This window comes from Psychrobacillus sp., from assembly GCF_056205495.1.
The window spans coordinates 1-13,177 of sequence record NZ_JBAEAP010000225.1 but is presented as its reverse complement, the minus strand read 5'-3'; the positions used below and the strand labels follow the sequence as shown (position 1 = coordinate 13,177).

Below are 13,177 nucleotides of genomic sequence, written 5' to 3'. Positions count from 1 at the left end.
GTATAGATGCTGAGGAGCACCTAAATGCTTTAGTAATTGCTTCCCTTGTCTTTTATTGAGACGGAAAATTGGAGTTAAGTCTACTCCACCATCACCATATTTAGTATAAAAACCAGTGACCGCTTCGGCCGCATGATCTGTACCTAGCACTACACCGTTATATGTTGCAGCTATAGAATACTGAGCCTTCATACGTTCTCTCGCTTTTTCATTTCCTTTTGCAAAATCACTAAGGGTTATGCCTGCTTCCTTCAACGCACGGTCACTTGCGTCTACGGCTTCCTTAATATTAATGGTTACACGTTTGCTTGGCTGAATAAAGTTCAGTGCATCCTGACGATCAGATTCATCAAATTGCACCCCGTATGGCAAACTAACCGCGATAAATGAATACGTGCCTGCTCCCATTTCGTCATTCAACTCATCCACTGCCATTTGGGCAAGCTTACCCACTAAAGTGGAGTCTTGGCCACCTGAAATACCTAAAACCATACTTTTTAAAAATGGATGCTTCTTTAAATAGTCTTTCATAAAATCGATACTTATACGAGCTTCCTCTTTTGGATCAACCACAGGCTTTACTTTTAAGGCTTCGATAATTTCTCTTTGTTTGTCAGACATCTTAAATCCCTCCATTGTTTGAAATAAGATTTTGCTCCATTTCCTTCACTTCTTGAATGTTACGCATTTTATTGTCCCAGCACTTCTGGCTTAAATCAACAGGATATTCCTCTGGATTAAGAGAACGCTTATATTCCTCCCAAAGCAAATCCAAATTATCATGAGCATAATTCCGAATTTCCGCAAGATCTGGGTTATTATAAATTACTGTCCCGTTTTCGATTACCTTTACATGTAAATCCTTAGCCTCAAAGTTCGTGACAAATTTTGAAACGAAGGTATGGACAGGGTGGAACATTTTTAGACGTTCCTCATGAGCAGGGTCTTCATCATGCATAGCAATGTAATCACCCTCAGCCTTACCGTTTTCCTTATCTATAATACGGAAGAGCTTTTTCTGCCCAGGAGTAGTAACTTTTTCAGTAGTAGAGGAAATTTTAATAGTATCCTCCATCACACCTGCTTCACTTTCAATAGAAACAATTTTATATACAGCACCCAGTGCAGGCTGGTCATATCCAGTGATTAGCTTAGTGCCAATACCCCAGCTATCTACTTTTGCTCCCTGAGCCTTTAAGTTCAAAATAGTATACTCATCTAAATCATTAGAAACGATGATTTTAGCATTTGGAAACCCTGCTGCATCTAGCATTTTTCTAGCTTCCTTTGATAGGAACGAAATATCTCCTGAATCTAAACGAATACCGATAAAATTAATTTTGTCCCCTAGCTCTTTTGCTACTTTGATAGCAGTTGGCACACCCGTTTTCAACGTGTTATACGTATCTACTAGAAAAACACAGTCCCTGTGTCTTTTTGCATATGAGTGAAAGGCGTCATATTCACTCTTATATGCTTGCACCATGGAATGTGCATGTGTTCCAGAGACAGGAATACCAAACATTTTACCGGCGCGTACATTACTTGTAGCCTCGATTCCTCCGATAAAGGCTGCACGAGTTCCCCAAATTGCAGCATCCATTTCTTGAGCTCGTCGAGAGCCAAATTCCATTGCTACCTCGTCCTTGACAACCTGTTTAATACGAGAACCTTTAGTAGCAATTAACGTTTGATAATTTACGATATTGAGCAAAGCAGTCTCTACTAATTGTGCCTCTGCTAGAGTAGATTCCACTCGAATAATGGGCTCATTAGGAAATACTAATTCCCCTTCTTTCATCGAATAAACATCACCAGTAAAACGAACGGTTTTTAAGTAATCTATAAAATCAACACGATACCCTAATCCATTCTGCAAGTATTCTAAATCACTTTCCGAAAAGTGAAAATCTCTTAAGTATTCCAGACATCTTTCTAGGCCAGCAAAAATGCCATAACCATTCCCAAAAGGAAGCTTTCGGAAAAATAATTCAAACACTGCTTTTCTCTCATGCATATTATCAGCCCAGTAGGCCTCCACCATATTTATCTGATATAAATCAGTATGTAATGCTAAACTGTCATCGGCATAAATTTTTTTCATGATGATCTCCTTCTAATAACTATTGAACTTAGTATACACTATTTACCCTTTAGCATGGAAAATTAACCACAACAAAGCCAGCCCCCTAACAGGACTGGCTAAACTGCCTATCTTATTATTTACCTAAAGGAGAGATGACCGTCAAGACATAATCCGCAACTGCATCTATTTCTTCTTGGGTTAGTGTCTCATTAAACGAAGGCATAGTAGTTCCTCCGTTAGTTATTCGATCTATTACGTTTTCTCTGCTTTCTGCAAATTTGCTATCTTGAAGATTTGGCCCATTGTGTCCATTGGCACCTTGATCTCCGTGACAGGCTATGCAGCTGTTTGTATAAACAGAAAGACCAAAGTCAGAACTAACTGTTGCTCCTTCCGTTTCTTCATTCACACTTACCTTTTCTTTAACAGAGCCATCAATCACTTGCCCTTCAGGTAAGCTTCCTCCAAGCTTGAAGGTATATATTTTATCTCCATGCTTCGATCCCGCTAAAGCATTACCCGCCGCATAAATAGAAATATACTGCTCTCCATCTATTTCATATGTGATAGAAGGAGCATTTGCCCCAGCATCCATCATATATTCCCATACTTGATTACCTGTTTTTGCATCAAAGGCTATGAGCCTTCCATCATTGTGACCTACAAAAACTAGATTACCTTTAGTAGTTAATACACCACTATATGCTTGTGCATCCCAATTTTGCTGCCATACTATTTTATTTGTTTTCACATCTAACGCGGTGACTGTACCTCTTACCGGAGCATTAGAAACGGGTTGCATTATACTTCCTATATACATAGAACCCTCTTCAAAAGCTTCATCTTCTTGTCTTGCAAATGAAAAATAATTATCATTTCCTAACACATAGAACAACTCAGTATCCGGATTGTAAGCAGAAGGTGGCCAATTGGCTCCACCTGCTGGACCTGGCTTAAGTGTGATTGGCTCCTCCCAAAAAGGAGTAAATATGTCTCCTATTTGCCCTTCAAAGGTATCTCCTAAGTCTTTATCCACATCATCCTGAAAAACTCCTTGAGGAACGAATGCATCCCCAACTGGGAAAGGTTGTGTAGGAGAGGTTTTTTGTTCTGCCAATTGTGGAACAGGCTTTTCTTCAATACCAATAAGCGGTGTCCCGTCCGTTCGATCTAAGAAATACACCCAGCCAGTTTTCCCTGCCTGCCCAAGTCCCTTTCTCATAACACCATCTTTTTCTACGTCAAACAAAACAACAGGATTTGCTGGATCCATATCCCATATATCATGATGCACCTCTTGGAAGTGCCATACATAGTCTCCATTTTCTGCATTTACAGCAACAACCGAGTTAGCATATAAATTATCACCCTCTCGATTACTTCCATCTAAGTCGGGTGCTGTATTGCCAGTAGCAAAGTAAATATATCCAAGCTCAGGATCTACAGCTGGAGTATTCCAAACAGGTCCTCCACCAGTCAACCAAGAATCATTGTCTGGCCAAGTATCGCCATTTATATCACCTGGACCTGGTATTGTATAGAATCTCCATACTTCGTATCCTAAATCCGCATCATACGCCATTACGCGACCACGAATTCCATATTCCCCTCCTGCCACTCCGGTGTAAACCTTACCATTATAATAAAGAGGGGCACTAGTAACTGTATAGCCTTCCTCCCATTCTGCAACCTTTGTTTCCCATTGCAATTCTCCTGTTTTTTGATCCAATGCTATAAGACGTGCGTCTAGTAGACCTGCATATACTTTACCATCTCCTACAGCTAGACCTCGCGTTGTCCACCCACAGCAGACGGTATCCATCTCTTGGCTAATATCCGGCTCGTAGGCCCATATCAGTTCTCCAGTTTTGGCATCTAAAGCAAATATATCATTAGCACCAGTTGCCACATACATAATTCCATCCACAACTAATGGAGTTGCCTCTCCTGAATACTTCGGCTCTGCTCCAGAACCTAAACTAGTTACCCAGGTCGGCTTTAAATCTCCTATGTTCTCCGATGTAATTTGATTGAGTACAGAATATCTCCTATTATAGTAATCTCCACCGTGAGTCACCCATTCTTTAGAGGAGTATTCTACTTTAACATTAGGATTTGAAGGACTCGGAGTCGTCTTTCCTTCTACCTGTGGTTTTTCTTTTTCAATCTCCGCAACCACGTCAACCTCCTCTGGCTCCACAGACCGTTCTTCCTTATCCTTGTCTGCAATAAGATACAAACCAAATAAAACAACCATAGCAATACAACTACCTATAAATATTTGAAATATGACCGATGACTCTTTTCTTCTCCGCATTTCAATCCCCCCTTCTTTCTTTCGAACTACTAAAGAAAATAGATTTAATACTCTATAAAATATGCGCGCCAATTAGGATTAATTCTCTCGGAGGGAAATACAATCACATATTTAATAAATAAAGGCTATGTTAAAGAGTAGGGTTGATTTAGGATGCTTAGAAAAGAAATCTAGATTAGGAGAGTAGAATTGATTTCCGCACCAGTCGGACGCTTTCCTCGGGGTGAGCGATAAACCATCACCCATCCCGTAGGAGTCGCCGTCTAGCGCTCCAATCAATAAATGAGAACAGCTTTAATGCTCGATAAGTGCTTATACATTTACTCGCATAAACAAAGCCGCAAAACTGTACCCAATCTCCATTCCATAGTCTATTTATAATCTTAATAGTCATTTGAATGTCCTTTTATAATGTTTACAGTCACTCTAAAAAAGAATTGTTAGTCAAAATCAACCAATAACTTTAACAAAGCTTAAATAAAAGTAATGTAACTCACCATAAGTTTCCTGTCCTATTCATATCTCTCTATAAAATAAAAAATATATATGCTATAGACTTCCACCAGGCTTTCTAAATTTCGATGCTAAACTCCTTAAAACCGTAAAAAAACTACCTAAGATTCTCTTAGATAGTTTTTAAAGATGACTATTTTATTTAGCTAAATCTTGGCAACCCTTATAAATAAGATCAAAGAGCTCTTCAATATCCTCTTCTTCCACACAAGAGAAGGCTACTCGAATATCCGTTGTATTGCTAGCAATAACACCAACACCATATTGGTCTAATAAGTGTAAACGCAGTGTTTCTGCATCTATATCATGAAGTTTTAAGCACATAAAGTAGCCAGAGTTAAATGGATAGTAAGTCCAATAAGCGTTAAATTTTTCATTTGCCAATACTTCTTTTGTTTTATTGGCTCTGCCTTGCATAATGTTAAACTTCTCTTGCTTTTCCTTTTCAAACTCATCTGATTGAAGTGACTCCAGAATCATAGTTTGAGAAATATGTGAACCACTAGAAATCGTTCCACGGATGATTCCTTTTGTTTTTTGCTCTAAAGCATCCAGTACATTTGGTTCTGCAGCATAAGTGATAAACCCAACCCGGAGACCCCACACGTAGTTTTCTTTCGTTGCACCGTCTACCTTAATGGGCAATATATTAGAATGAGCTCCAGCAAGTAATCCAAATAGGGACTCCTTCATAGAATCCTCATAAAAAAGACCAAAATAGGCGTCATCTAATACCACTACTAAATCTAAGCCTCCATCAGCAGCTTCCTTTAAGGCCTGAACAATCGCTTCTCCTTCTTGGAGAGAGGGAGTAAAGCCAGTAGGGTTGTTAGGAAAGTTTAATAATACAATCGCTTTTCCTGTTTGCTTTAAGAGTGTCGTACGGAATCCTTCTGTATCAAATCCACCATTTTCATTGAATAGAGGGAAAGTTTCTACCTTGCCGCCTCTTCTTACTTGAAATACAGTATTGTAATTACCCCAATAATGATCAGGTGTGATGACCACATCTCCTGGATTCATAAATAGATCGGCTACAATACTTAGTCCGTGTGTCAATGCATTAGTAACAATCGGTAAGCCGAAGGTTTTTCCTTGAAGAGATGGATTATCTTTAAGAAGTTTTTCCTTCCATGCGGATCGTAGGGCTTCCTTACCTTGTGGTGGTGCATACGGATAAATATCGTTTGGGTTATAATCTACTTTTTCTTGAATATGACGAAAATGCATCGGTTCACCATTTTCAGTGGCAATTCCAATTGTTGCATTAAAGCGATGTGCTTTTTTACTTGCCTCGGCACTTTGACTTAATATCCCTTTTGGATAAAATAAACTCTTTCCTAACTCAGATAACATGTTAAAAATTGCTGGATTTTCTTTTTGCATTTTTTCATTTAATTGGACAGCTAAAGCATTCATCTATTGGTACCTCCAGAATTTTTCTATTTTAACCACATTGTACTCTATTTCATTGAGGGATTGTATCCTTTCCCATAATATATCGAATATTCCACAAGGTTGTCACGACTTTTCATCTTCTATTTCTAGCAAAATAGGACAATGATCACTACCTAACACATCAGCGTCAATCGAAGCACTGATCAGTCGAGGACTTAACCTTTCGGATGCTATAAAATAATCAATGCGCCACCCGATATTGCGCTCTCTCACCTTACTCATGTACGACCACCACGTGTACGCGCCCTCTTGGTCTGGATGGAAGTATCGGTAGGTATCGATAAATCCTTCTGCCAATAACGAGGTCATCTTCCCTCTCTCCTCTGCCGTAAATCCTGAGTTACCTTTATTGGATTTAGCATTTTTCAAATCTATTTCAGCGTGAGCCACGTTTAAATCTCCACACATGATAACAGGCTTTACAGTATCTAACTGCTTTAAATATGTACGCATGTCATCTTCCCATTCTAATCGATAAGCAAGTCTCGTTAAATCACGTTTGGCATTTGGAGTATATACATTTACTAAATAGAAATCCTCGAACTCCATTGTAATGATACGTCCTTCATCTTCAGTTTCTAAATCTCCTACTCCATATTTAACAGAAAGAGGTTTTACTTTAGTAAAGATAGCAGTTCCCGAATATCCTTTTTTTAATGCATAATTCCAATACTGCTCATAACCATCTAAAGCTAGGGAGATTTGACCTTCTTGCAGCTTGGTTTCCTGAAGGCAAACAACATCAGCATCTACCTCCTGAAAGTAATCTAAAAATCCTTTATTAACACAGGCTCTCAGCCCATTGACATTCCACGAAACGAACTTCACTTTAGTACCTCCTAAATAAGAAAGCGCTTAAATACAAACCATGAGAGGTAGCTGAGACATCTATTTTAAAGAGCTTCACACATACGACTCAAAAAACAAAGCGCACTATATAACTCTTTTATTATAGAGGGAAACTAAAAGGTCTGTAAATTAACAAGGAAACCAATGTATAGTAAGCCATTTTCGAGGCAACCTAACTTGTACTATTTAATAGCATGCGAGATATAGTAAAGACTAACAAATTGGAGGAATTGTTTATGACTAAACGTTTTAATGAAAAGGTAATTATTATAACTGGTGCTGGTTCAGGTTTAGGACAGGTTACTGCCATAACTTTGGCGAAAGATGGAGCTAAACTGACATTGGTAGATTTAAATAGCAATGGTCTAGAGGAAACTAAAAGTCGTATCCTAGAAGTGGCACCAAATACTGAATTACTCTTAGTTACAGCAAACGTTGCAGAAGAGGCCGCAGTAAAAAACTATGTGGATGAAACAGTTAACAAGTTTGGACGTATAGATGGATTTTTCAACAATGCTGGAATCGAGGGCAAGCAAAACCTGACAGAGGATTTCGGTATCGAAGAGTTTCACAAGGTCGTGAATGTTAATCTAAACGGAGTATTTTATGGTTTAAAATATGTACTAGCTGAGATGAAAAAAAATGGAGCTGGTTCTGTAGTAAATACCGCTTCTGTCGGCGGTATTCGTGGTGTCGGGAATCAGTCGGGTTACTCTGCTAGTAAACACGGTGTAGTAGGGCTTACTAGAAACTCTGGAATAGAGTACGGTCAATACGGTATCAATATTAATGCAATTGCTCCTGGCGCAATCATGACTCCTATGGTAGAAGCTTCGTTAAAACAAATTGGTGGAGAAGAAGGCTGGGAAGAGGCTGGTAAAGCATTTGTTTCCGTTAACCCTATGAAACGTTTCGGTAGACCTCAAGAGGGAGCAAACGTTGTTGCATTCTTGTTATCTGAAGAATCTAAGTTTGTAAATGCGTGTGTTATTACAATCGATGGTGGACAATCCTATAAGTATTAAAAGGAAAGACCGAACGCTACTTTGCAATCGGTCTTTTTATTTTCAGCTAAAATCCTTTTACTTCTTAGATGCTTTCATCAACAAATAGATGATTCCCGTTAAAATAGCTACACCAAAAACAACTACCAATAGACTGATCAATAAAGCTACAAAGCTCATTGTTACAACTCCTTTTATATCACCATTTAGAATAGCTTCGCTTAATCTATCTTCTTTTTAAGCAATTAGCTTCTCTAGCCCCTCTATACTCTCAACAACATAAGTGGCACTCGCATGCTCCAACTCTTCAGACGAACCAAATCCATACGTTACCCCTATGGAATCTATGCCCGTTAGATTAGCTCCAATCATATCATGCTTTCTATCTCCAATCATGACAAAATTATCCTTCGTCTTATCTTGAAACTCGTCTAGAACATATTGTATGATTTCTGCCTTAGCTGACCTAGTTCCATCTAATTCACTACCAACCACTACATCAAAGTAATCTGCAATTTGGAAATACTTTAAAATTTCGATAGCAAATACCGTAGGCTTAGAGGTAGCAACTGCAAGCTTTTTCCCTGCCACTTTTAACTTTTCCAACAACGGGATAATGCCCTCGTAAAGTTCATTCTCATACATGCCAGTTTCTATAAATCTCTCTCTATAAAAAGCAATGGCTTGGTGGCATTGCTTTTCATTAAAGCCATAATAATCTGCAAAAGAAATCTGTAATGGCGGTCCTATAAAGCACTCTAACTTTTCAAGATCCTTCTCCATAATCCCCATTTTTTCTAATCCATATTGGATAGAGGTTGTAATTCCTATTTTAGGATTAGACAACGTTCCGTCCAAATCAAATAAGATAACTTCATACTTCTTCATATTTCCCCTCTTTTCTCTACAATTAGCTTACTACCATTATATCTAAATAGTCTTTCTTTTTTTAAGATAAATGGCTATGTTAAAGGTTAGGGTGATTTATGATGCAAAGAAATCTTAAAGCAGAGAGTAGAATTGATTTCCGCCCCAGCCGGACGCTTTCCTCGGGGTGAGCGATAAGCCATCACCCATCGCTTACGCGCGTGGTTGTGATGTCTTATCTGTCTCACTCATCCCGTAGGAGTCGCCGTCTGGCGCTCCAATCAATAAATGGAACAGCTTTAGCATCGATAAATCGCTAAAAATTTACTCGCATAAACAAAGCTTCAAAATGGTCACCAACCCCAATTTCATCATCTATTTATATTTAACAGACGTTTGAAAGTACCTTTGTTTATGTTTACAGTCACTATAAAAAAGAATTGTTAGTCAAAATAAACCCATATCTATAACAAAGCTAAATAAATTATAATGGAAAGAACTAACAAAAGGGAGGATGTTATGGAATGGAAATTCAAACTATTTACGGAGACTTGCCACAATTGGAAACTGAAAGACTCATACTGCGGAAAATTACGCTAGGTGATGCAGAGGATATGTATACATATGGATCCAACCCAGAAGTATCTAAGTATGTTACTTGGAATCAGCACAATACATTAGAGGACACGAAGGAATTCATTCATTTTATACTAAAGCAGTACGAGAAAAAGGATATTGCACCGTGGGGGATTGAATATAAGGAAACAGGTCAGTTTATCGGAACTATCGACTTTGTCCAATGGCAAATTAAACATGATAGTGCTGAAATCGGATACGTTCTTTCCCCTGAATACTGGGGACAAGGGTTAACTACTGAAGCTGCCGAAGCATTAATCCATTTTGGCTTTAACCACATGGACTTAATACGCATACAGGCTAGATGCTTTGTCGAGAATGTCGGCTCCTCGCGTGTAATGGAAAAAGTGGGGATGTCCTATGAAGGTACTATGAGAAAAGGGATGAAAGTAAAAGGGAAACATGTAGATTTAAAAATTTACTCTATTTTAAAAGAGGATTTCTCTTAAAATATCACATAACTATTAAAGGAGAGGCATGAATTTCTCATGTCCCTCCTTTGTTTATTAATTAAATGCTTTTAAGCTTTCTAGTGTTGCTCCTAGAAACTTAGCAAGCTCTAGCATGCCATATTTTCCAGCCTTTTCCTCAGCGTCCGCATTATAATTCGTATTCGTGTTTACATCATAGGTGTAGACTTCACCATTACTATCCCGTATGAATTCAATACCTGCAACATCTATTTTGTTTTGTTGAAGGAAGGCTTCATATTTTGCAATCCATCCTTCCTCTAAATCCTCTTGGATCTCAAACTTTGGTTTAACAGTTGGCTCCTCTCCCACTGGACAGAAGGCATCACCAATTTGACACGAGTCAGCCGGGCAAAGTTCAAATCCCTCAGAGGTATCGACTCTAACAGCATATAAGTATTTTCCTCCGACAAACTCTGCTCTTGTAATATACGATTCTGGAGATTGAATATACTCTTGAATTAATGTAATGCCATCCACAGGTTCATCAAACATTGGGCCATAAATATATTCCTTTAATGCATCGACTGTTTGGAATAATTGAACCCCTAGTCCTTTCCCTGCTCTATTATGTTTGGTTATAAAAGGGACAACCCCTAATTTCTCGGCAGCAGAAACGATGTGTTCCTTACCAACGGCAGCTATTGTTTTAGGTGTTCGAATACCGCTTGCTTCTAATGCTGCATACTGATTGATTTTACTTAGTTCCAAGCTTAATGCTTTTGTTCCATTAAACACTGTTCTTCCATGATGTTCTAACCATGTAAGCATACCTCCAGCCAATTCTGGTGCATACCTATGCCCCCTAGTATGAGAAGATGCGCTCATGCGGTTATAAAATACACCGTTTGGTGGTTCGACCGTTAAATCTACAATTCCTTGGTCTAAATGCCAGCTTTCATAAGGCAGATTAAGTTCCTCTAATCTTTTAGTTAAATGAATTGTCCACTCATCATTTTCATGAATAATATAAATTTTTGACATATCCTACATCTCCTCATTATTAATCTATTTAAAGTCTAAGAAAAACAGATTTATTATATTATCATTAGTATATAGGAACTCTATTCCCTAGTACAACAATAGGTTTTAAAAGTAAGAAAAATAAGAAAAGCTCTCTGAATTTTTAAATCCTTAATCTCCTTAGGCCTTGTCATTTCCCCCCGTAGCTCTATAGTTACCAACTGAGAAAAAATAAAAACGTGAAATCAAGGAACGATTTCACGTTTGTTTATATTAGAGTATTAAATTTTTATATCAATAAGGATCAGCTTCATGACTATTTTCTACCGCTTGCTGTGGAGCTTTTTCTCCATTTACGTCCCCAAGTGGATGTTGACTAGAGCCACCTTTAGGTGCATTTTTTAAGCCTTCCTTAAGAAGTCTTCCGTACTCTTCATCCGCTTCCTCTGCTAGAGCAATCATCTTATCCTGAATTCTTGGGTCACACTTAGAGAGATCATTCACTAGGTTAGACAGTAGTTCTGTCTTCTCCCACTGTTCAAAATTACGATAGGTTTCCCCCGCTTGCTTCGTATTACTTTGGCGATCTATCGATTCTCTAACTAAGTTTCCTTTAATCATTGGGGTGTATTCCTTGCCAGTTTGCTCAGCCTCATGCAATCCATCTAAAATAGATGGCTCGTAGTTAATATGAGGGTTTTGGAAAGGGCCTCTATCTAACCGATATGCCATTTGGCCACCTGTTTGATTGGTTGCCACACGCTTTTTCGGTGCATTAATAGGGAGCTGTAAATAGTTAGCCCCTACTCGATGACGCTGAGTATCAGAATAAGAGAAGGTCCGTCCCTGAAGCATTTTGTCATCTGAGAAATCTAATCCATCTACTAATACCCCTGTACCAAATGCTGCTTGCTCCACTTCCATGAAATAGTCCTGAGGATTACGGTTTAACACCATTTTTCCAACTGGCATCCATGGAAATTGATCATTCGGCCATAACTTTGTATCGTCTAACGGATCGAAATCTAACTCAGGGTGTTCACCATCACTCATAATTTGAACATTTAACTCCCACTCAGGGAAATCTCCCTTTTCAATAGCATCATATAAGTCTTGAGTAGCATGATTGAAATTTTTCGCTTGAATTTCTTCAGCTTCTGATTGAGTTAAATTACGAATTCCTTGTTTAGGCTCCCAATGATACTTGATCAGGACTCCCTCACCATCTTTATTTACCCATTTATACGTATTTACTCCTGAGCCTTGCATCATGCGATAATTCGCTGGAATTCCCCAAGGCGAATAAATGAATGTAACCATATGAAAGGATTCCGGAGAGCTTGCACAAAAATCAAAAAATCGTTCTGCATCTTGAATATTTGTAACAGGATCTGGCTTAAATGCATGAATCATATCAGGAAATTTCATCGCATCACGAATAAAGAAAATCTTTAAGTTGTTTCCTACTAAATCCCAGTTGCCATCCTCCGTATAAAATTTCACTGCAAATCCTCTAGGATCACGTAGCGTTTCAGGTGAATGTCCTCCATGAATAACGGAAGAAAAACGAGCAAAAACCGGTGTTCTTTTTCCTTTTTCCTGGAATAGCTTAGCCCTAGTATATTTCGATATACTTTCATTACCAACTGCTCCGTACGCTTCAAAATACCCATGTGCTCCAGCCCCGCGTGCATGAACTACACGTTCTGGAATCCGCTCTCTGTCAAAATGACTTATTTTTTCTATGAAGTCATAATTTTCAAGCGTTGCTGGACCACGGTTTCCAACTGTTCTTATATTTTGGTTGTTCGTAATTGGATGTCCCTGTCTATTTGTCAGTGTATCCTCAGTCTCACGATTAGTCTCGTTGTTAGAATGATCTTTTTCCAATTTTTATCCTCCTAGCTTTAACTTTACTTCTATTCCATTCTGTCCAAATGTATAAGTAAATATTCCAGCATAGGAAAAAGGAAGTAGTTATAATACGAACTCTTTTCCTATTAAAATAATCGAT

Annotated in this window: 10 protein-coding genes; 2 read left to right on the top strand and 8 right to left on the bottom strand. The window is 38.4% G+C overall.

All coding sequences use genetic code 11. The features are described from left to right. The 5 genes from nadE to AC06OU_RS06465 all read right to left on the bottom strand — a co-directional run. A partial coding sequence (gene nadE / locus AC06OU_RS06485) for an ammonia-dependent NAD(+) synthetase (RefSeq protein ID WP_475854761.1) occupies positions 1–621 on the bottom strand: 621 nt, incomplete at its 3' end. 1 nt (position 622) lies between these two features. Then, positions 623–2,104, bottom strand: coding sequence for a nicotinate phosphoribosyltransferase (locus AC06OU_RS06480; protein WP_475854759.1), 1,482 nt, complete (start codon positions 2,102–2,104; stop codon positions 623–625). 115 nt (positions 2,105–2,219) lie between these two features. After that, positions 2,220–4,403 carry an outer membrane protein assembly factor BamB family protein gene (locus AC06OU_RS06475; RefSeq protein WP_475854756.1) on the bottom strand — a complete coding sequence of 728 codons (2,184 nt, stop codon included), beginning with the start codon at positions 4,401–4,403 and terminating at the stop codon, positions 2,220–2,222. A 651-nt stretch (positions 4,404–5,054) separates the two neighbouring features. Then, a complete protein-coding gene (locus AC06OU_RS06470) occupies positions 5,055–6,335 on the bottom strand; it encodes an aminotransferase class I/II-fold pyridoxal phosphate-dependent enzyme (RefSeq protein ID WP_475854754.1) in 1,281 nt (426 codons plus the stop codon). A gap of 102 nt (positions 6,336–6,437) precedes the next feature. After that, positions 6,438–7,202, bottom strand: a complete 765-nt coding sequence (locus AC06OU_RS06465; RefSeq protein WP_475854752.1) for an exodeoxyribonuclease III — start codon at positions 7,200–7,202, stop codon at positions 6,438–6,440. A 257-nt stretch (positions 7,203–7,459) separates the two neighbouring features. Between AC06OU_RS06465 and AC06OU_RS06460 the strand changes: the two genes are divergently transcribed. Next, on the top strand, positions 7,460–8,248 hold the full coding sequence (locus tag AC06OU_RS06460) for an SDR family oxidoreductase (RefSeq protein ID WP_475854750.1): 789 nt from the start codon (positions 7,460–7,462) through the stop codon (positions 8,246–8,248). Between the two features lie 216 nt (positions 8,249–8,464). On the opposite strand, the gene AC06OU_RS06455 is transcribed toward AC06OU_RS06460, so the two are convergent. After that, entirely contained in the window at positions 8,465–9,115 is a 651-nt protein-coding gene (locus tag AC06OU_RS06455; RefSeq protein WP_475854748.1) for an HAD family hydrolase, read from the bottom strand. Positions 9,116–9,618: 503 nt separating this feature from the next. Here AC06OU_RS06455 and AC06OU_RS06450 point away from each other — a divergent pair. Further along, positions 9,619–10,179 carry a GNAT family N-acetyltransferase gene (locus tag AC06OU_RS06450; protein WP_475854746.1) on the top strand — a complete coding sequence of 187 codons (561 nt, stop codon included), beginning with the start codon at positions 9,619–9,621 and terminating at the stop codon, positions 10,177–10,179. Between the two features lie 57 nt (positions 10,180–10,236). Here the strand turns inward: AC06OU_RS06450 and AC06OU_RS06445 are convergent, their stop codons facing one another. Together AC06OU_RS06445 and AC06OU_RS06440 are read right to left on the bottom strand one after the other, a co-directional pair. Then, entirely contained in the window at positions 10,237–11,184 is a 948-nt protein-coding gene (locus AC06OU_RS06445; RefSeq protein ID WP_169360504.1) for an ATP-grasp domain-containing protein, read from the bottom strand. A 273-nt stretch (positions 11,185–11,457) separates the two neighbouring features. Further along, complete coding sequence (locus AC06OU_RS06440) at positions 11,458–13,053, bottom strand: catalase (RefSeq protein WP_169360505.1); 1,596 nt, start codon at positions 13,051–13,053, stop codon at positions 11,458–11,460. Positions 13,054–13,177 lie beyond the last annotated feature (124 nt).

Coding starts and splice junctions, on each gene's coding strand:
- AC06OU_RS06455 (WP_475854748.1), bottom strand. CDS start 9,115: ATGAAGAAGTATGAAGTTATCTTATTTGATTTGGACGGAACGTTGTCT.
- AC06OU_RS06450 (WP_475854746.1), top strand. CDS start 9,619: ATGGAAATTCAAACTATTTACGGAGACTTGCCACAATTGGAAACTGAA.
- AC06OU_RS06470 (WP_475854754.1), bottom strand. CDS start 6,335: ATGAATGCTTTAGCTGTCCAATTAAATGAAAAAATGCAAAAAGAAAAT.
- AC06OU_RS06480 (WP_475854759.1), bottom strand. CDS start 2,104: ATGAAAAAAATTTATGCCGATGACAGTTTAGCATTACATACTGATTTA.
- AC06OU_RS06445 (WP_169360504.1), bottom strand. CDS start 11,184: ATGTCAAAAATTTATATTATTCATGAAAATGATGAGTGGACAATTCAT.
- AC06OU_RS06475 (WP_475854756.1), bottom strand. CDS start 4,403: ATGCGGAGAAGAAAAGAGTCATCGGTCATATTTCAAATATTTATAGGT.
- AC06OU_RS06460 (WP_475854750.1), top strand. CDS start 7,460: ATGACTAAACGTTTTAATGAAAAGGTAATTATTATAACTGGTGCTGGT.